Annotated in this window: 22 protein-coding genes and 2 tRNA genes; 14 read left to right on the top strand and 10 right to left on the bottom strand. The window is 38.9% G+C overall.

Annotated elements, in window-relative coordinates; all coding sequences use genetic code 11:
- Nucleotides 1–258 precede the first annotated feature (258 nt).
- The 8 genes from B3Y13_RS03160 (at nucleotide 259) to B3Y13_RS03125 (ending at nucleotide 10,198) form a co-directional block, all read left to right on the top strand.
- Nucleotides 259–332: transfer RNA gene (locus B3Y13_RS03160), tRNA-Ala, on the top strand.
- Nucleotides 333–434: 102 nt separating this feature from the next.
- Complete coding sequence (locus tag B3Y13_RS03155) at nucleotides 435–1,709, top strand: O-acetylhomoserine aminocarboxypropyltransferase/cysteine synthase family protein (protein WP_296692690.1); 1,275 nt, start codon at nucleotides 435–437, stop codon at nucleotides 1,707–1,709.
- An 86-nt stretch (nucleotides 1,710–1,795) separates the two neighbouring features.
- Nucleotides 1,796–2,491: a PrsW family glutamic-type intramembrane protease gene (locus B3Y13_RS03150; RefSeq protein WP_296667647.1), complete on the top strand. Its 696-nt coding sequence runs from the start codon at nucleotides 1,796–1,798 to the stop codon at nucleotides 2,489–2,491.
- Between the two features lie 21 nt (nucleotides 2,492–2,512).
- A tRNA-Met gene (locus B3Y13_RS03145) sits at nucleotides 2,513–2,585 on the top strand.
- Nucleotides 2,586–2,864: 279 nt separating this feature from the next.
- On the top strand, nucleotides 2,865–6,821 hold the full coding sequence (locus B3Y13_RS03140) for a fibronectin type III domain-containing protein (RefSeq protein WP_296692687.1): 3,957 nt from the start codon (nucleotides 2,865–2,867) through the stop codon (nucleotides 6,819–6,821).
- A gap of 966 nt (nucleotides 6,822–7,787) precedes the next feature.
- Nucleotides 7,788–9,074 carry a fibronectin type III domain-containing protein gene (locus tag B3Y13_RS03135; protein WP_296692684.1) on the top strand — a complete coding sequence of 429 codons (1,287 nt, stop codon included), beginning with the start codon at nucleotides 7,788–7,790 and terminating at the stop codon, nucleotides 9,072–9,074.
- Nucleotides 9,075–9,078: 4 nt separating this feature from the next.
- Nucleotides 9,079–9,480 (top strand): hypothetical protein, encoded by a 402-nt coding sequence (locus B3Y13_RS03130; RefSeq protein ID WP_296667643.1) that lies wholly within the window; start codon nucleotides 9,079–9,081, stop codon nucleotides 9,478–9,480.
- Between the two features lie 10 nt (nucleotides 9,481–9,490).
- Nucleotides 9,491–10,198: a hypothetical protein gene (locus B3Y13_RS03125; RefSeq protein ID WP_296692682.1), complete on the top strand. Its 708-nt coding sequence runs from the start codon at nucleotides 9,491–9,493 to the stop codon at nucleotides 10,196–10,198.
- 10 nt (nucleotides 10,199–10,208) lie between these two features.
- Here B3Y13_RS03125 and arfB read toward each other — a convergent pair whose 3' ends face one another.
- The 3 genes from arfB to B3Y13_RS03110 form a co-directional block, all read right to left on the bottom strand.
- On the bottom strand, nucleotides 10,209–10,622 hold the full coding sequence (gene arfB, locus B3Y13_RS03120; RefSeq protein WP_296019287.1) for an alternative ribosome rescue aminoacyl-tRNA hydrolase ArfB: 414 nt from the start codon (nucleotides 10,620–10,622) through the stop codon (nucleotides 10,209–10,211).
- A gap of 168 nt (nucleotides 10,623–10,790) precedes the next feature.
- Complete coding sequence (locus tag B3Y13_RS03115) at nucleotides 10,791–11,339, bottom strand: hypothetical protein (protein WP_296692677.1); 549 nt, start codon at nucleotides 11,337–11,339, stop codon at nucleotides 10,791–10,793.
- Nucleotides 11,340–11,482: 143 nt separating this feature from the next.
- Nucleotides 11,483–11,671: a hypothetical protein gene (locus tag B3Y13_RS03110; RefSeq protein WP_296692675.1), complete on the bottom strand. Its 189-nt coding sequence runs from the start codon at nucleotides 11,669–11,671 to the stop codon at nucleotides 11,483–11,485.
- A 197-nt stretch (nucleotides 11,672–11,868) separates the two neighbouring features.
- On the opposite strand from B3Y13_RS03110, the gene B3Y13_RS03105 reads away from it, so the two are divergent.
- A complete protein-coding gene (locus tag B3Y13_RS03105) occupies nucleotides 11,869–12,069 on the top strand; it encodes a hypothetical protein (RefSeq protein WP_296667202.1) in 201 nt (66 codons plus the stop codon).
- A 525-nt stretch (nucleotides 12,070–12,594) separates the two neighbouring features.
- Here the strand turns inward: B3Y13_RS03105 and B3Y13_RS03100 are convergent.
- Entirely contained in the window at nucleotides 12,595–13,278 is a 684-nt protein-coding gene (locus B3Y13_RS03100; RefSeq protein WP_296667203.1) for an imidazoleglycerol-phosphate dehydratase, read from the bottom strand.
- A 46-nt stretch (nucleotides 13,279–13,324) separates the two neighbouring features.
- Complete coding sequence (gene hisG / locus B3Y13_RS03095) at nucleotides 13,325–14,197, bottom strand: ATP phosphoribosyltransferase (protein WP_078930800.1); 873 nt, start codon at nucleotides 14,195–14,197, stop codon at nucleotides 13,325–13,327.
- A gap of 249 nt (nucleotides 14,198–14,446) precedes the next feature.
- Here hisG and B3Y13_RS03090 point away from each other — a divergent pair, with 249 nt between their 5' ends.
- Nucleotides 14,447–14,941 (top strand): Lrp/AsnC family transcriptional regulator, encoded by a 495-nt coding sequence (locus B3Y13_RS03090; protein ID WP_296019274.1) that lies wholly within the window; start codon nucleotides 14,447–14,449, stop codon nucleotides 14,939–14,941.
- Between the two features lie 2 nt (nucleotides 14,942–14,943).
- Nucleotides 14,944–16,122 carry a pyridoxal phosphate-dependent aminotransferase gene (locus B3Y13_RS03085; RefSeq protein WP_296019268.1) on the top strand — a complete coding sequence of 393 codons (1,179 nt, stop codon included), beginning with the start codon at nucleotides 14,944–14,946 and terminating at the stop codon, nucleotides 16,120–16,122.
- Nucleotides 16,123–16,186: 64 nt separating this feature from the next.
- On the opposite strand, the gene B3Y13_RS03080 is transcribed toward B3Y13_RS03085, so the two are convergent.
- Nucleotides 16,187–17,527 (bottom strand): tetratricopeptide repeat protein, encoded by a 1,341-nt coding sequence (locus tag B3Y13_RS03080; RefSeq protein ID WP_296019265.1) that lies wholly within the window; start codon nucleotides 17,525–17,527, stop codon nucleotides 16,187–16,189.
- Nucleotides 17,528–17,616: 89 nt separating this feature from the next.
- Nucleotides 17,617–19,191 carry an ATP-binding cassette domain-containing protein gene (locus tag B3Y13_RS03075; protein ID WP_296692671.1) on the bottom strand — a complete coding sequence of 525 codons (1,575 nt, stop codon included), beginning with the start codon at nucleotides 19,189–19,191 and terminating at the stop codon, nucleotides 17,617–17,619.
- A gap of 108 nt (nucleotides 19,192–19,299) precedes the next feature.
- Between B3Y13_RS03075 and B3Y13_RS03070 the strand changes: the two genes are divergently transcribed.
- The gene (locus B3Y13_RS03070; RefSeq protein ID WP_296692669.1) at nucleotides 19,300–20,145 is read left to right on the top strand and encodes a phosphatidylserine decarboxylase; all 846 of its coding nucleotides are present in this window, start codon (nucleotides 19,300–19,302) and stop codon (nucleotides 20,143–20,145) included.
- Between the two features lie 221 nt (nucleotides 20,146–20,366).
- Nucleotides 20,367–21,542 carry a dienelactone hydrolase family protein gene (locus tag B3Y13_RS03065; RefSeq protein ID WP_296692665.1) on the top strand — a complete coding sequence of 392 codons (1,176 nt, stop codon included), beginning with the start codon at nucleotides 20,367–20,369 and terminating at the stop codon, nucleotides 21,540–21,542.
- On the opposite strand, the gene ilvY is transcribed toward B3Y13_RS03065, so the two are convergent.
- Nucleotides 21,543–22,430 carry an HTH-type transcriptional activator IlvY gene (ilvY, locus tag B3Y13_RS03060; protein WP_296019251.1) on the bottom strand — a complete coding sequence of 296 codons (888 nt, stop codon included), beginning with the start codon at nucleotides 22,428–22,430 and terminating at the stop codon, nucleotides 21,543–21,545.
- A 111-nt stretch (nucleotides 22,431–22,541) separates the two neighbouring features.
- Between ilvY and B3Y13_RS03055 the strand changes: the two genes are divergently transcribed.
- Complete coding sequence (locus B3Y13_RS03055) at nucleotides 22,542–23,408, top strand: hypothetical protein (RefSeq protein WP_296667224.1); 867 nt, start codon at nucleotides 22,542–22,544, stop codon at nucleotides 23,406–23,408.
- Between the two features lie 143 nt (nucleotides 23,409–23,551).
- On the opposite strand, the gene mnmA is transcribed toward B3Y13_RS03055, so the two are convergent.
- A complete protein-coding gene (gene mnmA, locus B3Y13_RS03050) occupies nucleotides 23,552–24,727 on the bottom strand; it encodes a tRNA 2-thiouridine(34) synthase MnmA (RefSeq protein WP_296692662.1) in 1,176 nt (391 codons plus the stop codon).
- A gap of 352 nt (nucleotides 24,728–25,079) precedes the next feature.
- Nucleotides 25,080–25,937 (bottom strand): ABC transporter ATP-binding protein, encoded by an 858-nt coding sequence (locus B3Y13_RS03045; protein ID WP_296667229.1) that lies wholly within the window; start codon nucleotides 25,935–25,937, stop codon nucleotides 25,080–25,082.
- Between the last annotated feature and the right edge of the window lie 70 nt (nucleotides 25,938–26,007).

Here is a 26,007-nt window from a genome sequence, read left to right as displayed (position 1 = left end):
CTGTTTGTTCAATTTTAAAATTTTACAAACAAAAAAAATTGTTTAAAATGCACAAAAAAAATAGCAGAAAAAGGGCGGCTTTTTACTTCGCTTTGCTGCGTAAAAAACGGGCTATCCACAGTTCCGCTTTCGCTTCATTCCAAAGCGTTGCTTTGGAACGCTTCGCGCTGTTCCTATCCCTGCCGCACAAAAAAAAATTCTAAAAAATCAGATTACATCTTTATTTAATTCCTAATTTTCTGTTAGAATAAACCTATCGGGGCTGTAGCTCACCTGGCTAGAGCGTTGCAATGGCATTGCAAAGGTAGTCGGTTCAAGTCCGATCAGCTCCAAAAAAACGAAAAATTGTTTTTCGTCAGAAAAATTTAAAAAGTAAAAAAATGCCGAACCGACTACCAAAATGAGCGCTGGCTGCGTGAGAGGTATATTTAAAAATGAAAATTGAAACAAAATGTCTGCATTCAGGTTATGAACCAAAAAACGGCGAGCCTAGAATGATTCCAATTATTCAGAGCACGACTTTTAAATATGATTCAAGCGAAGAAATGGGCAAGCTTTTTGATTTAAAGGCAAACGGTTATTTCTATTCACGCTTACAGAATCCAACTTGCGACATGGTTGCTGCAAAAATTGCCTCTCTCGAAGGCGGAACTGCCGCAATGCTTACAGGGTCTGGACAGGCTGCAAATTTTCTTTCGGTTTTTAACCTTGCAAACGCTGGCGACCACGTAATCGCTTCTTCTGCAATTTACGGCGGAAGTTTTAATCTTTTCAATGTGACAATGCGAAAAATGGGCATCGAGTTTACTTTTGTAAATCCAGACTGTTCAGACGAAGAACTCGAAGCTGCATATAGGCCAAATACAAAAGCTGTTTTTGGAGAAACAATTGCAAATCCAGCGCTGATTGTTTTTGACATTGAGCGTTTTGCAGAATCTGCTCATAAACATGGAGTCCCGCTGATTGTTGACAATACTTTTGCAACTCCTATAAATTGCCGTCCTTTTGAATTTGGAGCGGACATTGTAACTCATTCAACTACAAAATATATGGACGGACATGATGCTACACTTGGCGGTGTGATAGTCGATCACGGCCAATTTGACTGGATGGCGCATGCAGATAAATTCCCAGGATTGTGCACTCCAGATGAAAGCTATCATGGAATTACTTATGCTGAAAGATTTGGAAACGCCGGAGCTTTTATTACAAAGGCAACAGCCCAGTTGATGCGCGATTTTGGAATGGTTCAGGCGCCGGTAAATGCTTATATGCTTAATCTTGGACTTGAGTCGTTGCCAGTTCGAATCGAGAGGCACTGCTCAAATGCCCAAAAAGTTGCCGAATTCTTGGAAAAGAATGAAAAAGTTGCATGGGTAAATTACCCAGGGCTTCCAGGAAATAAATATTATGAACGCGCAAAAAAATATATGCCAAAAGGAACTTGCGGAGTAATCAGCTTTGGAGTAAAAGGCGGCCGTAAAAATGCAGAAAAATTTATGGCAGGATTAAAACTCGGAATGATTGCAACCCATGTTGCCGACGCAAGAACTTGTTGTTTGCATCCTGCAAGTTCAACTCACAGACAGATGAGCGAAGAAGAATTGAATGCTGCCGGAGTTCCATCTGATTTGGTAAGGCTTTCTGTCGGTCTTGAAAATGCAGACGATTTAATTGCGGATATTTCGGAAGCATTAAAATCTGTATAAAAAACAGGTTCAAACCCTTTGTTTCAGCGTTTTGAAAATTTAGTTTTTACGTTGAAATATCGGAATAAAAATATTATTCTGCTTATATGAACATTTTTGCACTTTTTGCCTTGAGTTTTCTCCCCTTGGTTGCGGTCTTTTTTCTGTTTGTGATTTTAGTTCCGGGGCAAAAAAAAGTTCGGTTTGAAATTTTAGCCTGTATTCTTGGGCTTCTTGCTATTGTTCCGACATCATTTGTTCAGCATTTTATTTTGAATTTGCCGATTTTTACAGCGAGCACAGTTGTAAACCTTCTTGTTACGGCGATAGTTTTTAATGGCCTTATAGAAGAGTCTGTAAAAATGTTTTTTTTGTCGTTTTTGCCTTTTAAAAAACTGAATCTTTCATTTTATTTTTGCTGTGCTCTTCTTGCAGGAATGGCTTTGGGCAGCTTTGAATCCATAATTTACGTTATAAAAAAAATCAGCGGTGCCGCCGAGCCTCTTGGAACTCAGACTGTGCTGAATTTGTTAATTGCAAGGGCTTTTACAAGCGTGCTAATTCATACATTTTGCGCAGGATTGAGCGGGCTTTATCTGTGGATGTTCAAGAAAAAACAGACACATGTACTGCCTTTTGTCTGGGCCGTACTTTTGCACGGTGTTTACAATTTTTTTGCTGGCTTTTCAAACAATTTTTATTGGTTTGCCGTCATAGCAATTCTTTTTGCAATATTAGAATGTAGAATTTGGTACAAATACAACAATTTAAGCGATACAGGGGTTGACATAAAACACCATTGAATATAAACTATCTGAACACGACGCGGGGTAGAGCAGTTGGCAGCTCGTCGGGCTCATAACCCGGAGGCCGCAGGTTCGAGTCCTGCCCCCGCTATAACAGACCACTCAGAAATGAGTGGTTTTTTGTTTTTAAAATAGAGTTATATGAAAGCAAATAGATAGATAAAAATAATGTTGTTCTTGTATCTTGTTTTGTCAACCTCTTAAAAATTAAGGGTTATAGCTACTTTTTTTTTGCAGGCATGCGCTTTTTGTCTTACGTGAATTTTTTTCTTTAATTTTATATAATTTGACAATGAATAAAGGAAATTCTTTTAACAATTTTTTTTTAGTTGTGTTTTCTTTGTTTTTGTTTTCTTGCAGCGATAGTTTATTGGATTCTCCTAAAAGCGAGGGGGGGGGTAACGATTCGGCAAATGTTGCGGATTCTATCGATTCGCCAGCTAATTTGACGGCCACGAACGGCGGTTTTAAGGCTATTGATTTAGGATGGAAGGCTGTAAGGGGCGCTAAAAGTTATCTGATTTTTGCTTCGGATTCGCCTTTTGATGAATATGAGCAGATTTGGGAAACTAGCGAAACTTCTTATTCGGTTTCTGTTCCAGCGGGAAAATCTCAATTCTATAAAGTTAAAGCTAAAAATTATAAAAATGTTCTTTCTTCTTTTAGCAATGTGGTTTCTGGTTCAAGTTTGGCAAGCCCTGTTATAACCGCGATTGAACAGAATGATGAAGGAAATTCTGCGACTGTAAACTGGTGGATGGAAAATTGCACTAATTCAACTTACGCAAATTTGATTCGCTATACGGTAAAAGTTTATTCAGCTGACGGCTCAACTGTCTTAAAGGAAGTTTCTGTGGCTGGAAACGAAACTCAGGTAACAATAGAAGGTTTAGAGCCAAAGACAAAATATTTTTTTTCGGTAGAAGCCTATATCATTTCTGCGCAGACAAATGTTGAATCCAGCGGCATGGTTGATTCAGAAACTGCAAGAAAACTGATTCCCGAAGCGCCTGCTAATCTCGAAATCGGGCAGGGAGTTTCTGCTGAAAAAATTTGCCTTAGCTGGAATTGTCCTCAATATGTTGATGTTAGTGCAGGAAACGGAATTTTTGAACAAAAACCGGTTTATTTTAAAATTTACAGAAAAAAGACAGATTCAACAGAGGATTATGTCGAAATTGCTCATTATATTGGCTCTGTTTTGCAAGGAGACAGTTCAAAAAATATCTTTAATTTTAACTGTCTTACACAAACTTGCAGCGACGAAAGGCTTAGAGTTGAAAAATCAACCGAAGAAGGAGCTGTTGCTTATGGAGATTACAAATATGTCGGCAAATCTAAAATTTTTTGGACAGACAAGACTGAACTTGAGCGCGGAGTTCAATATTCATATAAAGTTCAGGCTTTTGTTGACGATGTAAAAAAATCAATTAGTTCTGACAAATGTGCAGCAGAAGAAAATGGCTGGCTTATTTCGGTTCCGGTGCTGAGCGTAAAGGACAGCTACGAAATTGACGATTCCGGCTCAAAATACTCAAAAATAGTTTTTGGCTTTAACGGCGAATTTGAAACTTTCGGAAAAGACTATTCGTATATTTTGGTAGAAACAAAAACTGACTTTTCGGGCGAAAATTCTGTAGAAACGCAGTTTGAATTTGAAAATTTTGAAGAACTTCTTAAAATTGAGCGTAGTTTCGAAAATCCGAAGGAGCAAAGCGGATATTACAGCTACAAAATTTTTATTGCTCCAACAAAAAATAAAAATCCGGAAAGCGCATATACCTGGGCGAATGTTCCAGGAAAATTTGTTGTGACAGATGATTCAATGCTGGTTCCAAAAATTACAACTTTTGAAGTGGCGGACGGTTTTTCTGACAGATTTGAAATTCAGTTCAATTATATAGAAGAATATGAATATTATCTTTGCTGGATTCCTGTTGTGGATGGAGTTGAGCAGGAACAGCAGTATCTTTTGCTTCAAAAAGACGGTCTTAGCATAAGCGATGCAGAAAATGGCGAAAAAATTGCAAAATTTACTCACGAAGCGCCTGCCGGCGAAAAAAGAACCTATATTCTCGAAGTAGAAAATAACAAAATAACTGCGAACAGAGTCTGTCAAAATGTTTCTGAAACTCTCGGTAAAGCAAAACTTTCTAATAAAGAAAAATTCTATGAGAAAATTCAGGTAGAATGGCAAAAAGTTCAAAAAGCCGATGAATATTTTGTAGAAGCGTTTTTTACCGAAAATCCGGAGAATAAAATTTCTGTCATGGAAGATTCAATTTTGAGCGAAGACGGAAAAACTTTTATTTGTACGATAAACGAACCTTCTGGCTGGAATGATGCGGAAATTTCCGGGCAATCTGTCACCGTAAAAGTCATTTCAAAAAACACTGGAACAGGAAATTCAACTGAAAGCACGATTGAAACTTCGACGATGGGACCTGCTCTTGTTAAATTGAATGCCGGAAAAGCGGACAGAGATTCAATGAGCGTAAGTTGGAAAAAAATTGACGGTGCTAAAGGTTATGTCGTAGGACGAGGAAAATGTTCAGACGGCTTGAGCGGACTTGTGGAAGCTGCGGATTCGTACTTTGTAAGTGCCGACGGAACAACTGTAAACATTGAAGGTTCTTTGGTTGAAAAAGAGCGTGTTGAAGTAACTTTTGAAAACGGAATTTTTACTTTGACGGACAAATACGTTGATACGGCCGAAAACGAAACTAATCAGATTGCCTACAAAAAAAATCAGTCAGAAATTGTCTGGGGATTGGAATACAAATATTCGGTAATTCCTGTTTTGGAGGAAGAAGATTTTGTTTTTGAGGCTGAAAATTCAAAAATTAGGCTTACAAAACAGTCAAAAGTTTTATACGAAAATCTTGATTTTGTAAGCAACGGAACAACTGGTTATGGACTTGATTTAAAAGCTGACAAGGCCACAGACAGCGAAAAAATCGAAGTTACATGGAAACAGCCTTTTGGCTGCAAGTCAAAAACGCCATCGCTTTATATTCGCGAAAGCAAAAATTCTGACGGTTCCTGGAAATACTATGATAAAGAAAACCTTGAAAGATCTGACAAAGACCTTTATCAAACTCAGATTGTTCCGGAAAATTCTTTAGAAGCATACGATTTTCTTGTTGTTTACGAAAGCGCAAATTCAGAAATTTCGGCAATCCCAGATTCTTTTGAAAAAAAGCTAAAAGAAACAATGGCGGAAGAAAGTCCTTTGGAGCAGCAGAATAAAGGATATACTCTTTCGTTAGATAAAATTTATGCGTATATTTCGGATTCGGGCTATGCCGAACAAATTAAATGGAAGACTTACGATTTTGACAAGCGAAAACTTGGGCCTGATTATTACGAGCTTCAAATTTTTAATTCGGACAAAGCCTGCGGCTGGACTACAATCGGAAAAATTGATGTTGATGTAGCCAACAAAGATTTTGGAAACAAAATTGATATTTCCGCATACGAAGATTCTGCTAAAGTCAAACGTGTTAACTCAGGAACGGCTTTAGTCGAAATTGAACCGGTTTTTGACTTGCAAGACGGACAAAATGTTGGCTCTGGCGGAACTAATACTTCTGGAATGTTAAAAGTTTTGCGAAATTTTAAGCATTATTACCGGCTTGTCGCATATAGAAAAATTAGCGAAGAAAAGACCGTAACTGCAGCTGTCGGAAGCGATTTTTCAGTTTATGGATACAGAAATATTACGGACGAAGAATTTGCAAAGAGCGTTTCCCTTGTTCTTGCGGATGCAATATTTCAGTGTGGAATTAGCTCTGGTGGAGAAAATTCTATTTCTGGAAATCTTGGAAAATTTACAATCGGTCATACCAGTGCAACTAAAACTGTATATTGGGGAACAGACGGAGCAGATTATCAGCACGTTTTTCAAGGCGGAAGCCCTTCTTCTGCAAATCCATTTGCAAGCTGTTTTATATTGAATTTTAAGGAAGTTGAACAAAGGTCAGCAGTTGACGGAAAAACACTTTATCATCTTCCGGAAACGGAAATTACTGTAACAACGGAAAAATTTGACGGCGACAAGACGTACCCAGATTCTTATTCTGGCAAATTTTCTATTTCTGTCGGAGATGCAGGTTATAAAGGTTGGACACCAGTAAGTGACGGAGTAAAAACTTCATGGATTTTAACAATCAAAAAAGATGGCAAAGTCGTAAAAAGCATTGCCGAAGAAAATAAAGAAAAATTTCTTGAATGGTTCCCTTACGATATTGGAACAAGCCACGGCTCAGAAGAAAAGACATTCAACAGCGCAATTCCGGTTTATCAAAGTCCGTGGTGGGAGAGTTAATGAAACGAAAATTCTCTATTCTAAAAAATCTAAAAAAAGTCTCGCTGGTTTTTGGTATTTTAACTGTTTTTTGTTTTTTTTCGTGTTCGGCATGGTTTCAGGACAAGGTTTCTATGCAGACGGACGGAAAATTTGTCAATCTTGGCGAACTTTTTAAAACCGAAACAAAAATCGAAAGCCTTGATTCTCCTGCGCAAGTTTTTGCAAGTCAAGGATTGTATTCGGATTCAATTAAACTTTCCTGGACAGAAGTCGAAAACGCTACGAGTTACAGAATTGAGCGCGCGGTTGTAAAAACTGCCGATCCGAGCGGAAAGTGGAATATTCCTGATGAATCCGAATTCAATTCTCTTGAAATTTACAGTGTAAATAATTCTTATACTGATGTGATTTTAAAAGAGCAGATTGAAGAAGAGGAATATTTTTATCACTATTTTTATAAAATTTATGCAGAAAATAAGGAAAAAGGTCTTATAAGCGAAGGCACAGACAACGTTTTATCGCAGACCCGCGCAGAAGGCTGGCTTTTTGCTCCTCCATTAAATCTGAATGCTTCAAAAGGAAAATCAACCTCAAAAATCAAATTGAGCTGGGATTCGGTAAGCGGCGCTTCAAGATACAAAATTTACCGTGGCGAAAACGAAAACAACGTCAGTTTTATAAAAACCGTCTATGGAAATTTAACATCGTTTGATGATTCAATTTCTTCAAAAGACCAGGGAACTGAATTTTATTACAAAGTTACAGCGGTAAATTCTTTGGGAATTGAATCCTCTTTTAGTAAATCGAACATGGGATATTCTTTGGTAGAAGGTGCTCCGGCTGTTAGCGAAAAAGTTGAAGTTTCCGACGGTTTTGGAACAAGCCTTTCAGAATTGAAAATAAAATGGAAAGAAGTTGAAAAAACTTCGGAAACTGCGGTTATAAGATNNAAAAGATTCGGTTTATAAAAAAATCGGTTCAAATTTGACGGCGACTTCTTATACAGACAAAAGCGTTTCTTCAGGTTTGGTTTATTATTATTTTGTGCAGACAGTTTGTCTTGACGAAGGGCTGGAAATAAAAAGCGCCTTTACAGAAAATTCAAATGAAAATTTTGGATTTTTGCTCAGTGCTCCTGCAGAAGTTGAAGTTGATGACGGCTCTAGTTCTGAAAAAGTTATTCTCGTTTGGTCAAAGGCAATTGGCTCTCAGCACAAAAATTTTACTTACAAAATTTATGTGAGCAGCAGTCAGGAAGATTTGTATTCTGAACTTATGAGCGGAATAGAAGGAATTGAAAACAAAAATGGTTATCTTGAGTACGAAATTGACAAATATCCGTATTTTAAAATTTCGACCGAAAATTCCGAAGGGCTTGAAAGTTCGCAGAGTTTTGCCGCCTCTCCAATGCCGGCTGCGCCTCAAAATGTAACGGCTTCAAAGACAAGTTTTATGAATTCGGACTTAGTTCCAAATTCAAACAATATTTATCCTGTAAAAATAACTTGGGAAAAACCGTCTCAAGACGAGCCTGCCGGTTATTACGTTTATCGTTCGGCAAAAACTGGCAGCGGTTTTAGAAAGTTGAATGAAAATCCCGTAACAGAGACAGAATTTATTGACGACAGCAGCGAAAGTCTTACAAAGGTTGGAGTTCCGTATTTTTATAAGGTTGTTTCGATAAATTCGCTTGGACAGGGAAAAAAGGGCAATAATCCACAGACTGAATATGACGATGCGGTTTTAGCGGGAGGGGACGCATTCAAAAATATAAAATGCCTTGGTTATGGAGCATTGACGCGCGATCAATGGTTTAGAGAATACAACAAAACCTGTATGAGCAGCCAGAAAAAACTTACTTTAATGCACAAACCAAACGATACGGACAAACTCGGAAGCGAAAGCGTAGAAGGAACAATTTCTGGAACTCTCAAATATACAGCAAAAATTGCGGGGCTTGGCGCGGAAATAAAAATGCCTTACACAAATTACGCAGATTTCTGGATAAACGACAATGAACAGCTTGGAGTTTATTTCTGTTTTGAAAGCGGAAGTACGGATACAACTTCGAATATGAGCGGAAACGGAAAAATGTCCGGAACAGTAAAATGCAGCGGAATGTATCCTGGCGAAGCTTATTACGGAAATTTGGAAATTAAGAGCGGTGCTGCTGGCGGCGGAACTTACGGAGTTAAAACCTTTGATTTGGAAGGAAACGAAATTCTTCCATCGGGAACAGTCGACTGGTTGGTAGGCGAGGAAGGAAGATAAAACTTTGAGAACAGATATTTTTTTTACGGTGAATGTTAATATGCTAAACACAGGAATGAAAAATATAAAAAAAACACTTGAATGTCTTATTTTTGCAGAATTGGTTTTTCTTTTTGCAAGTTGTTATGTGCCATCTCCGTTATACGGAACCTGGGCGGACAACAACGGAAACAAAATTTCTTTTGTTTCTGACGGAACCTTTGTTGCTACGATAATTGATTCAAATACAGAAGAAAAAACTGTAACTCAGGGCGATTATACGGTAGTTGACAACGTAATTTGCTTTTCGACGACAGACGGAGTTTCGATAAATACAGAATGGGATATTCGCGGTTCAATGCTGTACATAACTTGGACAAAAGGCGGAGTTACAAACGTAATGACACTTTACCATATATCAAAATAAGGCGGACAAAATGAAAAAATTCGCGTTTGCCTTTATATTGATTTTTAGTGCGTGCAGTTTATTTTCTCAAACAAGTGCGGAAAACGAAATAACTGAAAGCGAAACGAATGAAAATTCTTTAGCCGAAGAAAGCAAAAAAGAAAAAGTTGAAAAAACTCTTTTAGATGAAGAATTTTATTTTTCGTTTGACAATGGATTTGCACTTTTAAACGTACACAGAATTCAAAAAGAAAGCAAAAATAGCAATTTTGTCTGGCAAGATTCCTTGGCAGGATTATATTTTACGGCAAAAACAAAAAATTTATCATTATGCAATTTAAAGTTCAGAATGGAAGGGCTTTATCCGTTTTTGCATCAGTTTAATGGAATGAAGCAATTTGCCAAGCAGACGATTTTGTATGGATTTGATTTCTTTTTAGGACCGTATGAAGAATGGAGACCGTTTAAATATTTAACATTCAATTTTGCGCCTGGACTACATTATATGTACCAGTTGAGCGATGAATATCACTTAAATTATTTAGGAATTGCCTTGAACGCAGGAGTAGAATTTCCAGTTTTTGAGCGCTGGACATTTTTGCTTGACGGAACATTCAGCTGGGATAACGCAAATTTGGGCACAAACAAAGATATTCAGCCCTTCGACTATAGCTGGCAATGGCAGACAACCCTTGGCATAAGATATTCAAGAAAGCATTTGAACGGCTTGAATAGATAGGGCAATATTTTTATTGCCAAATTTTGCCGCGGATTTTTTTGATTTCGGAACGGATTTTTTTGAGCTTTAATTTGCGCTCTTTGCTGGCTTTTGTAGGCTTAGTTTTTATTCGTTTCTTTTGAATTGCAAGAGCTTGAATTATCCGGTTTTCTATTCGGCTCAGTGCAATTTGCCGGTTTCGTTCCTGATAGCGTTCTTCATCAACATCTAGAAAAAGACAAAAATCTTTATTGATTATGGAAGAGAGTTTGCTTTTAAGGCGATTTTGTTCGCTTTCGTTTATTCCTTCGAGCAATTTCAATGGCAAAACTAGATGAACTTTAGTATTCACCTTATTAACATTTTGCCCGCCTTTTCCACCGCTACGAGAAAATGAAAATTGAGAATTATTTATTATAGAATTGTGAAGATCAGCCCTGTTCATTTTTATAACTACTTTAAAACATTATAAAGAAAGTCTAAGAAATTGCAATTTGGCAATATTTGCGCATTGTTGGAAAAAGAATATGATCGTGGTTAAGGCATAAAAAAACAACGCACATAGGAATGGAATCAACCCTGTATGCGTTGATATAACAAACTTTTATAAGAACTAGATTTTCTTGTTCTTGAAGTAGTCTAGCTGCCGTTTTCCGGAGCCTGCAAATTTTTTCGCGTTGGAAGCGACGACGAGTAAAGCGGAGGCTGCGAGTGCGTGGTCTTTTGCGTCCTCGGCTCTGTCGTAAACTCCGTATTTGTGGCGTGTTTTTATGTTGAGCTCACAAAGGATAGCCATAGCGATAAGGCAGACAGGCGAAATAATGAATATGGTAACAAGAAAAAGAATAAGGGCGTCTTCAAAATTGAAAGGGGCGATTATGAAAGACAGCAGTATGAAGAAAGATGCAACCAGCAACGGAACTGCGGCGTTTAATGTCTTGTTATAAATCAGCCCGGTTACTCTCAGCTCCTCTAGTTCCTCCTCTGTTTCGGCGTTCTCCAGAAGGTGCTTTATCTTTTTCCTCATTTTTGACTTATATGTTCTTACGGCATATATGCCGTAAAGGAAAAATGCGACGACAACAACGTAAGCTAAAATTATAAGATTGCTAAGGGTGAAAAGGCTTACAAGCCAATAAAGAAACCTCTCAAGAAAATTCATACCAAGTACCTCTTGTATATTATTTTTTTATAAACTCTCTCCGCGGAACATCAGACAGTTGTTTTTGTCCGAAATTCTTGTTTGATATTATTGTTCACTCTCTGAACAAAATATAGCCTCATTCTCCTTCTTGCTTTTATAAATCAGCCTGCTTTTGGCAAGTCAAGCGATTGTCCGGTCAGCTTTTTGTATACTCCGGGCTTGTCCTGCTCCGCGACAAGGTAGCCGTAGAAAAAATCTTTGGCTATTGCCGGAGGCAGATGGCAAGCCTCGCTGATACGCTTTATTCTTTGAAGCAAATCTTGATGCGTGCAATTTTCAAAAGAGTTCATCCAGCAACTCCTTTTCCCACCCGCATAAAGTTTCATCATCATTTAATGATAATGCCGTTTTTTTTCGATTAGTCCATTTTGTACGCCATAAATATATTCTCCTTGCAGCTATATTAAGCTGCTAAGCAGGACGTATATTGTCCCCGGTTAAATTGTGAATAAAAATTAAAGCAAAGAGAATTTTAGAAGCAGTATTTATGAAAGCTGAGATGGAGTTATTTGTTTTTTTTGTTGCGAGTCGTACTGCAAAAAGAGAGTGTTTGGTGTTGGAGAAAATTTTACTGTTTTATTATTTGCGCCAGAAGTTGGCAAAAACAGAGTCTGCAAGTGCCATAAGCGATGAGCAGCTGCTTAGAGCACTTGCAGACCATCTAGGGTTTGATATTGTCGCAAGATAAAGCCCTAAATGCTTTGAAAAAAAATTGCTACAGGGTGGATGCCTGTAGCAAAGTCTAAGGAGGCGTTTATGTCTAAAAAACATAAGCGAAAACCGCTAACCAGCAAGAGGCTGAAAGCCTTTTTGCTGGACTTACTGAGAGAAGCCATCATAGCCATTATTGTGCAGCTCTTAGTAACATTTTGTTACAAGCTATTTAAAATAACTTGTAAGGGCTAGTTTTTTAGCATATACTCCAAAAATAGTTTAAGGGTTATTTTATGGAAAAGCAAGAGGTTTTAAAATTTTTAATAGGTTTCATCATCATTTTCGCGGCAATTCATTTTGCAAGAAGAATGAAGTAATGTGCGTGTCTTTTTATTATTAGAATTGGTTTTAATCATAAAAATCAGGGCTATGTTTTTATCGTATTCAGGGCGGACTGTCTCTCTATCGCAAGTTTCTTTTGTAATGTGTCATGTTGTGGCATAAAGAAGCACAAGCCTGTTTTTTAGAGTACAGCAACGTTTTTTTTCTGAGCCTGCGTTTAAACTTTGCCTTTTGTCGAAGGAATTTCCCCGTTTCTTCTTGGGTCGATTGCTGTTGCCTGGCGTAAGGCTCTGGCTGCGGCTTTAAAAAGCCCTTCTATTTTGTGGTGATCGGAACGGCCTCGGATTGTATCTAAATGAATGTTGCATTTTGCGTTTGCCGCAAATCCTTGCCAAAAATCTTCAAAGCAATCTGTCTGGAAAAGGTAGTCGTTTCCGTCTTCGTCGCGGCTCAAAAGCGGAATTCCTGTCAGCTGGGCGTTACATACGCAGTATGGGCGTCCTCCAAGGTCAACTGCCACTTGAGAAGTTGCATCTTTTCGTTCTTCTGTAGATGCGGATTCAATTAAATCAAAATCAACTCCGCATCTTAAAAGGCTTTCATCCATAGGGTAGATAAAATAGCCTGTCCGAAAAATTCCTGCGCAGTTTCCAAGCGCTTTCGCAAAAGCCATTCCTAGGGCAATTCCAGTGTCTTCTATCAAATGGTGCTGGTCTACGTCCAAGTCTCCGGAAATTTCTCCGGAAAGGTCAAAAAGTCCGTGTTTGCAGAAAGAATTGAGCATATGGTTAAAAAAGCCGATTGGATTTTTTACAGTATATTTTCCGCTTCCATCGAGATTAAGAATCAATTTTATTTGAGTTTCTTTAGTGTTTCGTTCAATTTCTGCTATTCTTTCCATAAAAAATGGTTCCTTAAGTGATTTTTGTAGGAGTAATTTTTTTTAATTACTGCATAACCTTTCTCAGTTCGTATTCGAGAATATCAGTTGCCCCAAGCTGATGCAATTTTGGGAGGAGAGTCGGAACTTCGCTCTTTTTTACGGCAATTTTTACTGCATAACCGTTGTCGCCAAAAAGTGGCGAAACTGTCGGGCTTTTCATTGCAGGAATTCCTTTAATAAGCGCATCAAAATTGTCTTTTGAAACGTTCATTTCGAGCATTACGCGGCTACGTGCTGCAAGAACTGCTTCAAAAAGCATTTTAAGCTCCATGATTTTTTGTTTTTTCTCAGGATCTTTTAACGCCTCTTTAGAAGCGTACATTCTTGTCGAAGATTCCATGATTGTGTCACAAATTTTAAGGTGATTTGCGCGCAAACTTGAACCTGTCGAAGTATTGTCTATCAAAATCTGAGCAAGAGCCTGTTCGTTGTCCTGAACAAATCCTTCTGAAGTTCCCCATGTGCGGAAAATTTTTCCATCAACGTTCTTGCCTTTTGCCCAAAAACGGCTCAAATTCTGGTATTCGGTTGCAATTGTAACCGGTTTTTTGAGAAGCGCGTCAAAATCTACGGTTTCTGGAACTGCAACGACAATGCGCACTGGATCAAAACCCAAGTCCATGATTTCTTCAACCTGATCTTGAACTCCGTTTTCAAAAACCCAGTCTTTTCCCGAAAAAGCAACATCGGCACGGTTGTCGGCAAGCAGCGCACTGGAAATTTGCGGTTTTACAACCTGAAAAGCCAGGTCGTCCTGATTTGTAATCGGATAATATGTGCGGTCTGGCAAATAAATTGAAATGCCGACATCTTTTAAAAGTTCAACAACAGATTCGTAAATTCTTCCTTTAGCCAAAAGAATACTCAGTTTTTTCATAAAAAATCCTTTCGGGACAAACCCAATAAATCTTCTAATATAATAAAGAAATATAACGCAAAATTCAACTTTGAAGACAAAATACTGAATTAGTGATTTTTTTCCTTAAGCTCGCAATTTCTTGTGGGAATGCAATTTTTGGATTTTTTTCGAAAATATTTCAAATTGGGCGCAAATTGGTTTTAAAATATTCAAAAAGTCGTTTTTCTGTGCTAAAATTGCATATATTTATTTTTTCGAGGTAAAAAAATGGACGGCAAGGAAGAAATTCTTGAACTTTTGCGTGAAAATGCGCGTCTTTCTGTTGAAGACATTTCCGCAATGACGAAAAAAACTCCAGATGAGGTTAAAAAAATTATTGCCGAACTGGAAAGCGAAGGTGTTATTTTAAAATACGCCGCCATTATAAATCCAGAAAAAGACGAAGCGAATAAAGATAAGGTTGTTGCCGAAATTGAAATTCAGTGTCAGCCTGAACGTGAACACGGTTTTGATGCGCTTGCCGAACGAATTTACAGATTTCCGCAGGTTAAGTCGCTTTATTTGATGAGCGGTGGCTATGATTTAAAGGTTGTAATCGAAGGCGACAACTTAAAAGAAGTTGCAGGTTTTGTTTCGAGCAAACTTTCGACTTTGAACGGTGTACGTTCGACAAAAACACATTTTCTTTTAAAAAAATACAAGGAAAATGATGTTCTCTACGTTGAAGACGAAACTGACCGTCGCGAAGGAGTCATGGCATAAAAATGAACAACAGACCCGATAAATTTTCTAAATCAATGATGAACATTCCTCCGTCAGGAATCCGCAAATTCTTTGAAATGCTGATTGGGCATGATGACGTAATTTCTCTTTCTGTAGGCGAGCCGGATTTTCCTACTCCGTGGGTTATGCGCGAAGAAGCGTTTTATCATCTTGAAAAAGGCCACACTTCTTATACTTCAAACTGGGGCTTGCTTGAGCTTCGTGAAGAAATTTCAAGATATATGGAAAGATATGAGCTTTACTACAATCCAAAAAATGAAATTCTCGTTACGGTTGGCGCAAGCGAAGGAGTTGATGCTTCTTTGCGCGCAATTCTCAATCCTGGTGACGAACTGATTGTCGTTCAGCCTTGTTATGTAAACTATGTTCCTTTGGCAGAACTGTGTCAGGTTAAGGTAATTCCAATTGATTCTGGTGTAAACGGTTATTATCCGACTGCTCAGCAGATTAAAGATGCAATTACTCCAAAAACAAAAGCTGTCATGATTTGTTCTCCAAATAATCCGACTGGAACTATGATTCCTGCAGAAGAGCTTGAAAAAATTGCAAAAGTTATCGTAGAAAATCAGATTTGGTGTATTTCGGACGAAATTTATTGTGAGCTTCATTATGAAGATGCACAGCATGTTTCTATTGGTTCGTTTCCGGGGATGAAAGATTACACGATTATTTTGAACGGTTTTTCTAAATCTTTTGCTATGACAGGCTGGCGAATTGGTTACATTGCTGCTCCTGCCGACCTTTTGCAGCAAATTGTAAAACTTCACGGTTACAACACGATCTGCGCGCCGATTTTTTCTCAATACGCGGCTGTAGAAGGCTTGCGCCACGGCTGGAAAGATGTTGAAAAAATGCGCATAAGTTATCAACAGAGAAGAAATTTAATGTACAAGGCTTTTTGCGATATGGGGTTGCCAGTTCCTGAGCCAAAAGGAGCATTTTATATGTTCCCGGATATTTCTTCGACAGGACTTTCTTCGGAAGAGTTTGCAACTAGACTTTTTCAAAAGCATAATGTCGCAGTTGTTCCAGGAAGCGTCTTTGGGCTTGGCGGTGAAGGGCATATTCGCTGCTGTTATGCAACTGGAATTGAAAAAATGAAAATTGCCCTCGACAGAATTGCAGATTTTGTAAAGGAACTAAAAGATTCTAAGAACTAAATTGTTTCGTTAAATTTTATATGCTGAGCGTCTTATGAATTTTGAAAGGCGTTCAGCATTTTTTTTACGACGCATCAACTTTCTTTAATAATTTTATAAGTCCGTCTTTTTGGATTAAGTCAATTGGACGGCCTTCGGAATATTTTTGCGCTTCATCGGTGTATGTTCCTGCTGTAAAACATATTCCTCGGTCAGCCTTGCTTTCGCTTACCTTTGCCTGAAAATCGCGGATAAAAAGCTCGCCAATTGAACCGGTTGTCCTATAAAAACGGAAAATTTCGGTATCTTCCCAACGGTTTGTGTCTACTGTAAGTAGAATTTCTACATGGTCTGGTTCAACAGAAATATCTTGTATTTTTACGAGCGCCCGCGGATAATAAGTCATTACTACTTTACGGCAAAGAGCTACAAAGTCCGAAGTGCTGCTCATAAGATAAATTTGAAGATTTTTGTTCTTATTTAATTCTCCATACCGGTTTAAAAGCTGTGCAACGTCTTTGTATGAAGGCGTCATTGTCTGAATTTCTCGCAAAAGCGAAATTCCTGTTGCAATATTTTTTGTTGCAAAACAGGCTTGAGCATAGCGGTAACGGAGTTCAAGAGCGGTTTCCGGAGGAATATTCTGATGTTTTATGCCGATTTCAAAGTCCTGAAGTGCTTTTTCGTATTGAGCTGCCTTTGAATGCATAAGTCCTGCCGCAAGACAGGATCGTGCTCCATATTCTGGATCTGGACGCAAGTGAAGAAATACTTTCATTGCCTTGTCGCCGTATCCACATTCCTGCATTGCATCTGCCATACTGAAAAGCGCTTCTTTGTTGTCTGGGTTTTCATCGAGTGCACGCCTTAAAAACGGCAACGATTCCTTAAAATGATGAGCATTGTACAAAGCCATTCCTAACGGCGCATTTACGTTGAGAGCGTCAGGTCTTGCAATGAGCGCTTTTTTTAAACAGGCGGTTGCCTTGTCATAATCTTTGTTTGCATAGAATGCGAGTCCGAGGTTGTAATTTACGTCAAAATTTGAAGGATTTATTTGAAAAGCTGCCGAAAGTCCGCGGAACGAATCTTGAATTTTATTTAGCTTAAAGGCGCAAATTCCTTGTCTTAAAGCTGCAAGAAACGGGTCAATCTGCGTATGGGCCGGTGCTATGTTTAGCATTGTGTCGTAAATCTGATATGCTTTTTCCCATGAGTGTTCGTTAAAATAAATATTTCCTAATGCAATCAGTCCATCGGGATTATGAGGATCCTGAGCAAGTTTCCGGGTTGCTTCACGTATAATTTGAGCACGTTTTTTTGTCTTGCCTTTTTTGCTTCCGGTTTTTCTTGTTCCAAAGGCGACCAAAATTGCTGCAAAACCGATTGCAATGGCGATTGCTATAACAAGGGCTAATGAATCCATATTGTCTATTATCGGCAAAAAAGGTCTAAAACTCAAGTTTTTACGAAAAACTTGAGCCTTTAGCGTAGTAGTTATGAAAAAAACATATATTATTTTTTTACAATGATTTTGTACATCGGTTTTTCGCCCGGGCACAGTTCCAAAATATGTTTTTCAGCTTCGAGAACTTCTGTCGGATCATGGGTCACGTGCAAAAGAGTTGTTGTTCCAGAATTTGCAACTGTTTCGAGCAGATCGAGAATTTTTTGGCGATATTGTTCGTCGAGGCCGTGGCATGGTTCATCAAGAATCATAATTTTTGGAGATTTTACAGCTGCGCGGATTATAAGAATTGCCCTCTGTTCTCCATAGCTCAAGTTTCCGAAAGATTCGTGTTCGCGTCCTTCAAAACCTGCCAGTTTTAACCATTTTTTTGCCGCGGCGATTTCCATGTCTGTCTTTTTTTCGTACAAACCGATTGAATCGTGAAAGCCTGAAATTATTACGTTTTCGAGCTCTGTGCCACCTACCATTCTGTATTCAACATGAAGACGGTAACTTACGATTCCGAGATTTTTTTTGATGTCCCAAATTGATTCTCCAGTTCCTCGTTTTCGTCCAAAAAGCCAGATGTCGTTGCAGAAAACTTGCTTGTTGTCGCCAGTTATGAGTTCCAAGAGCGTTGTTTTTCCTGAACCGTTCGGACCGCGAATAAACCAGTGCTCGCCTGGAAGAACTTCCCATGAGAAATCCTTTAAAACTTCATGTCCGTCCCAGCCAACATTTACCTGATTCATATATACAAGAGAATGTTCCGCAGAAACCGTATTTTGCTGAGAAATCGAATTCTGTGCTTCGGAAAGCTCGCTCAAAAACGCCTCTTTTTCTGACTTTCGGTTCGCATTTTTTTGAATATTGCGCTGTTCTATGAGCTTTTCGTATTCAGCCTTTGTTCCGCAGAATGAATTTTTTTTGTCCGTAAATTCCAAAACATTTGTAATTGTCCGAGGAATTTCGTGGTAACGTTCCATTGCCATGATGATGGAAGTTCCGTTCAAACTCCCGCTGTTTTGTCTGCCTACCATTGTCTGGAAAAATTCCAAAAGAATTGAACGGCTCTGTGCGTCAAGACCAGCAAACGGGTCGCTCAAAATCAGCAATTTTTTTCCAGAAAGCAGCGCGCGGCATAAAAGTGTCCTGCGAATTTCGCCTGTCGACATAAATTTTAGTCCGCGGTCAAGAATTTTTTCGACTCCGCACAGTTTTACTTCCGGCAAAGTTTCCAGCCGTTCGCCGATTGCTGGCAAAGGGAGATGTCTGTGCTTTGCGTCAGGACCACCCAAAACTTCGCAGATAAATCGTCTTCCGGAACGGCCTTCATCAATTTTATTGATATATTCAGATTCATCCAAATCGCGTTCTTCCTGAATTAAAAGAGCCGCACGTTCAAGAGAAACTGTTTCTGTTGATTTTTCAAAAATCGTGTCTTCGACTTTATTTGTCTTGTTGTTTATAAACTGTTTTTCACCGGCAAGAGCCTGTAAAAAATCTGCTTTTCCGCCGCCATTCGGCCCGATAACAAGCCATGCTTCTCCAGCTTGCATCTGCCAGTCAAGTGATTCAATTTTTGTTCCGTGCAAATCCTGAACACGCACGTCTTTTAGCGAAATAAGATTGTCATTCATAGAATAAAATTATAATGAAACACAAAAAAATATAAAAGTTGAATAAAAATTGTGCAGGCAAAAAAGTCTCTGGCGGACAAATTTTTTTTTATTTGTTAGAATGTGATTATGAGTGCAATTGATTTTTATGGCAACGAACCGGGAAACAGTAAATCTGTCGTATTTTTGTGCAGTTCTTCTTTTGGACGTTTTTTGTATAATTTGACGCTTTTTTTGCAAATTCCTAAAATTATAGGAGCATTTTTACGTTCACCTTTGAGCAAATTTTTTATAAAAGGCTTTATAAAAAAAAATAATATTGATATGTCGGCTTTTGCCGGTGTTAAATTCAAGTCGTTTAATGATTTTTTTACAAGAAAAGATAATTCTCGTAAGCCGGAATTATCGCCAGAAACTTTGGTTTCGCCTTGTGACAGCGCTCTTAGCGTATTCAATATAGAAGAAAATTCAACTTTTAAAATAAAAGGCTTTGACTATGCGCTTAAGGATTTTTTTGAAACAGATGAATTTGACAAAACTTTTTCTGACGGAAATGCGCTTATTTTTCGGCTTGCTGCAACTGATTATCACCGCTATTGCTACATTGATTCAGGCTCGCTTGAAAAAAATCATTTTTTAAAAGGAAAATTGTATTCGGTTCAGCCGGTTTGCTGCCGGACTTTTAAAGTTTATACAAAAAACCGGCGCAGCTGGACGATTTTGCATACGCAGAATTTTGGAGATGTCGCCCAGGTTGAAGTAGGCGCATTTAGCGTAGGCGGAATAAAAAATCATCACGAAAATTACACTTTTTCTAAAGGTGAAGAAAAAGGTTATTTTGACCTTCACGGTTCAACAATCGTCATGCTTTTTAGAAAAAATACGATAAAACTTGATGAAGAAATTTTTGCTCAGACTGCAAATGGCAAGGAAATAACAGTAAAATACGGCCAGCCAATCGGTAAAAAAGCGTAATATTTTTATTTTTTACACATTTTTAGCATATTTTATATATTTTTATTCAAAATCTCATCGTATTCTTTAATAGTGAATTTTTGAAATTCGCGGAAATTCTAAAAAGTTGCGGAACTTTTCGCATGGAGGTTCGCTTGAAAAGACTTCTAAAAAAATCATTTTTTGCAGTATTTGCTGCTTTTTTTGCATTCAGTGTGTTTGCAAAAGGGAGTAAAGAGTACGTGACTCAGGAAATTAATGCTTCGGAGCGCTGTCTGCCTGTTTTTTATGAAAACATAAAATCTCGCTGGACTTTTAAAATGGGTTACAAAGATGGCGTTGATTTTAACCAGTGGAAAAAAGAAGGACTCGAAAAAGCACGAGAACTTATTATTCAGGAAGATGACAAAACGCCGTTCGATATGGTTGTTTTGGAATCAGAAAAGCGTGACGGCTACACTGCCCAGAAAGTGGTTTTTAATATTTCTCAGGACAGCCGTGTTCTTGCATATCTTTTGCTTCCTAATGGGAAAAAAGGACAGACTTTTCCTGCCGCCCTTATGCTCCACGACCACGGTTCAAATTTTGCCATTGGTAAAGAAAAAATGGTAAGGGCTTTTTCTTCAGACAAGGCAGTAGAAAAAATTCTAAAAATCAAGAGCAACAAGGAAGCCAGCATTGAAGCTGCAAAACTTTCTCCAGAAAGCAAGGATTTGTACGAAAAAATCAAGAATTCAAAAGCCTGGGCAAATCAATACTTTTCCGACCTTTATCCTGGCGACGAACTTGCAAAGCGCGGTTATGTTGTTTTGAGCTTTGATGCGCTTGGCTGGGGCGACCGTTCAGTTAAAAATTTCAGCACAGGAAGCCAGCAGTCTTTGGCTTCAAATATGTTCAACATGGGAACAAGTTTTGCAGGACTTATTGCCCAGGAAGACTGCCGGGCTGCAAAATTTTTGGCAAGTTTGCCTCAGGTAGATAAAGAGCGCGTTGCCTGCATCGGTTTTAGCATGGGCGGTTTCCGTTCTTGGCAGCTTGCCGCAATCAGCGACGACATTAAGGCTGGGGTCTCTGTTTGCTGGTTTGGTACGATGAAAGGTCATATCGTAGAAAAAGATGGTCAGTTGAAGGGAAATTCTGCATATTCAATGTTGCACCCGACAATAGCAAAATTCCTGGATTATCCAGACATCGCTGGGCTTGCTGCTCCAAAACCAATGTATTTTATTGGCGGAGATAAGGACGCTGTAAATCCAAATGCAGGAACTGAAGAGGCATACGAAAAAGTTCATAAAATTTGGACTGCTGCAAATGCCGGCGACAAGTTAAAGACCGAAATTGTGCCTGGCATGGAACACGCTTTCCCGGCAGAACAGCAAAAAGCGGCTTTTGACTGGCTTGATAAGCAGTTTAAGTAGTCATTCATGTAAAATTTTATCGATTGCCTGCCGCATCTTTTTATAAGATTCGCTTCCGGAATACTGTATTTTTTGAATAAATCCGACTTCGTAAGAGCCGAGCGCGTTTCCGGCAGCGTGGCAGGTAAATCCTTTTTCATAAGGCCCGTTTGTAAGCACAATGTGAGGCACAAGTCCGATTCCTAGTCCGAGCTGAACCAATGCCATGATTGCTTCGTTTCCTTCGGTTTCGGCGGCGATTTGAGCTTTGACGTTGCGTGATTCTATCCAGCGGTCAAAACGTTCGCGGGCCAATCCTGTTTTTGGCAAAATTAGCGGTACTGAAGAGACAATGTCCTGAGGGCTGCCGCTCACTTTTTCGTACGGACCTCCAGTGCTTGCTGCAAAGACAAGAGGTGTGCTTCTTACAGGAATACAATCTATTCCGCTCAGCCCCGTTTCTGGAATTGCCGCAACGGCTACATCGGCTTCTCCGTTTTTTACAGCTTGAATTGCACCAGCAGGATCTCCCGTTTGAACATTTAAATGCAAGTCTGGAAAACGCTCCGCAACTTTCTGCAAAAACGGCGGCATAATTGAATAGCAGGCCGTTACAGAAGCATAAACTTTTAAGGTTCCGGTTATGAGAGATTTTGATGAATTCAATTTTGCAAAAACATCTTCCTTCTGTTGCAGGCACTTTTCCGCAAATTCGGCAAATTTCTTTCCTTTTTCTGTTAACGCGGCTTCGCGGTTATTGCGTTCAAAAAGCTGACAGGAAGTTTCGTCTTCTAGCCTTGTAATCAAACGGCTGAGGGCAGAAGGACTTAAATTTATTTTTTCGGCGGTTTTTGCAAAGTGAAGAGTTTTTGAAAGAGTTAAAAAAGCATTCAGTTCAAAAAAGTCCATAATTCAACCTCAAAAACCTTAAAATTGAAATTTTTAAAGGTTTTTTATACAATTAGTTACAATAATATATAAAAATTGCCGATAATAAAACAGAATCCGGAGGAATTAAAAATGAAAAAAACATTTATCGCTATGACAGTTGCCGCTTTATCATTCAATATTTATGCTTTTGATCCTGCCGCTGCTGTTTCTCTTTCTGCACCTGTTAAGGATTATACAAAAACCACTTATACGATTACTGAAAAATTTGGTGAGTATTATCGTTCTCCAAAGGCAAAATACCTTCATGTCTTTGACGCAAACGGAAGACAGACAGAAACTTCTGAATTTACGGCAAAGGGCGCAGTTGTTGACCGTTTAGTTTTTGCTTACGATGCTGCTGGAAATTTAACATCAACGACAGGATTTGATTCTGACGGAAAAATAAGCTGGAAAACAGTTACAGTTTACGATTCAAACGGAAACAAAACCGAAGAATCTGAATACAATGCAAGCGATATGCTCGTTAACAAAAGTATCTGGAAAATAAGCCCAGAAAAACAAAGCGAAGAAGCATATTACAATGCGGACGGAGCACTTCTCGGAAAAACAATTGTAAAATTTGACGATGCAGGACGCGACAGCGAAGTTTGTTCTTACAACGCAGACGGTTCTTTGCAGCAAAAACGCGTTTACACTTACAACGATGCCGGAAAACTTTCTGAAATTTCTTATCCTCTTTCTGATGGAACTGTTACTCAGAAAGTAGTATTCCGTTTTGACGAAAAATATTCGGTTACAGAAGAGCAGACTTACAACGAATCAAACAAACTTGTAAAGAGAATTATTTATAAATACGATGACAAAGGAAATGTTGCAAGAACTACAACTTATGCCGTTTCTCAGAAATTCGGAACAACTGTAAACGAACTCATCGACATAAATGAATATTCTTACACTTACGGAAATTCATCTTCTGCAAATTCGGACGCAAAATAATTTTTTTGATTTGTAAAAAACGTAGAATTGGCTTTTAATGGCTGGTTTTGCAAATAAACAAAAAATGCTGGAATTAGAACAAATGTTCAGTTTTCCAGCATTTTTTTTTGCTTTTTTTTCAATTACTATTACACTCGTTTTTATTATTCAATTGTACGGCTTATTACGCCACCGCCACGAATTACACCGTCAATATAAAGAACGGCCGACTGTCCTGGAGCAACTGCGCGCTGAGGTTCCTTAAAAGTGATTTTCCACGGAGTTCCAGAATAAACCGTTTTGTCGTCTTCAGAAGGAATATATTTTTCTACAACTGCTGCCGCTGGTCTGCTTGCAAGCCGAATTTTCACTAGCGCTTCGACAGGTTCTGATGGTTCAATTCCTGCCGGCCAGACAAAATCGTCTGCAATCAGGGCATTTGAATTTAAGTCGTCATTTTTTGCCAGAACAACCAAATTATTTTTTGCGTCAATGTGCTGAACGTAAGCCGGATAATTCAATGCAACGCCAAGACCTTTTCTCTGACCGATTGTGTAGTGTTCGATTCCTTTGTGCCGTCCAAGAACATGACCGTCCAAATCGATGATGTCGCCAGGAACGCTCGGTTTGTCGTTAAAAAGCATTTCAAAATATTCAGGCGGAATAAAATCCTGGCTTTCTTCGCGTTTTGCCGCTTCAAGGTTTGCCTGTTTTGCAAGTTCAAAAACCTCTTTTTTCTTCATAGATGCGAGCGGAAACCTTACTTTTTCGAGAAGTTCCGACGGCAGGCGGTAAAGAAAATAAGTCTGGTCTTTTGTTGAATCGGCGGCTCCGGCAATCATAGCAGGCTTTGCGTCTGTCCCAAAGATTCCGGTTTCCGGACGGACAACGCGCGCATAATGACCAGTGCAAAAATAGTCAAAATTGATTTTAAGTTCTTTTAATCCGGCAAGCAGCGCATCAAATTTTATAAAACGGTTGCAGCGAATACACGGATTTGGAGTGCGGCCGGCACGATATTCGCTTTTAAAATATTCAAGAACGACTTTTCTGTAAGTTTCTTTTACGTCGATAACGTGATACTCAATGTCGTGTTCTTTGCAGAATTTTTCGCACTCGGCAATATTTTCTTCTTCTCCAGGACCATAGCAGGCTTCCCGAACCGGTTTGTCAGTCTTTACTTCTGGCAATCTTCCGTCCCAAATGGACATTGTTGCTCCAATTACTTTACACCCATTGTTTTTGAGCAAAAGAGCGGTCAAAGTTGAATCAACACCGCCCGACATTCCGACAACAACAGTATCGCCGGCTTTTGGCATATCAAGATTTATATAATTCATAAAAACTCCAAGAATTCTGATAGCAAAAATTAAACGATATAAAAAAAATAATCAAGGATTTTTATATTTTGGAGCGCATTTTTTGCAAAAGGAATATTTGCCAGACAGAACCGTCCAGTTGTCGCAAAAACCGGCTTTCCAGGGTTCCGCTTTCGCTACATCCGCTAACGCGGATGCTCCGCACCCTTCCAATCCGGGCTGCAAGCCCGGACGTGCGCTTTAGCGCACAGGTAAAAAGAACGGGTTTTGCGTAAGCAAAAGCCGCAGCATGCGAAGCATGCAAGCATCCGGGCTACAAGCCCGGACGTGCGCTTTAGCGCACAGGTAAAAAGAACGGGTTTTGCGCCACTTCCTAGTTTTTTTTGGAAAATTGCTCGTCAATTGTCTTTGCAACGGCTCTTAACTGTTCGCGGGTCATATCTTCTTTGTGTTTGAGCATTTCCGCAGGAATTTGATATGCTTTTTCCAAATCTTTTGGTGTCAAAACTTCTTCCGGCGTTCCAAAAGCCATTTCTCTTCCAGGATAGAACAATAAAACGTAGTCGGAATATTTTTTAGAAAGGTCGAGCTCGTGCATGGAACAATAAATTGTAGTCCCGGTCTTTTCTACAAATTCTTTAAGATAGGCGAGGGCGTTTTCTTTTTGGCGGTCTTCCATTGCAAACATTGGCTCGTCCATAAAAACAGAGGCGCTTCCGTACAACAGACTGAATGCAAGAATTACTCGCTGTTTTTCGCCTTTGCTCAAATGTGTAAGCGGACGTTCCAAAAGCGAGCCGAGTTCAAAAATCCCGATAATTTCTGCAAGCAAATCACCGTCAGAACGTATTGCTTTTGCGTTGTTCTTTAATGCTCCTGCAGAATAAACCTGAGCAAGAAGCTCTCCAGTTTTGTCTTCAGTGTCAAATTCAACATTCTGGTAGATAACGCTTGCAAGAAGATTTTTTTCTTCCTGATTAAGTTTTGCAGGATTCTTTCCCAAAAGTTTTATATTTCCGCTGTCTGGCAAAAGCCTTCCAGACGCAAGCATTAAAAAAGTAGATTTTCCGCATCCGTTCTGACCTACAAGGCTTATAAAACCGCCCCCCGGCAAGCTTCCCGAAAAATGCTCAAAAACTGGGGCTGGAACAATCTGTTTTCCATTGGAATCAACATCGCCATCAATTGGCGGATAAGAAAATGTAACATCATCAAACTGTAAAAAATCCATACAATTATTTTAATAAAAAAATAAATTTGGATACAGTGCTTTTTTTTACAAAATTAGAAAGAAAAACAGC

It is taken from the genome of Treponema sp. UBA7567 (assembly GCF_002476655.1).
GTDB lineage: Bacteria > Spirochaetota > Spirochaetia > Treponematales > Treponemataceae > Treponema_D.
The sequence above is the reverse complement of the archived record's forward strand: the minus strand, read 5'-3'. Positions and strand labels throughout refer to the sequence as shown.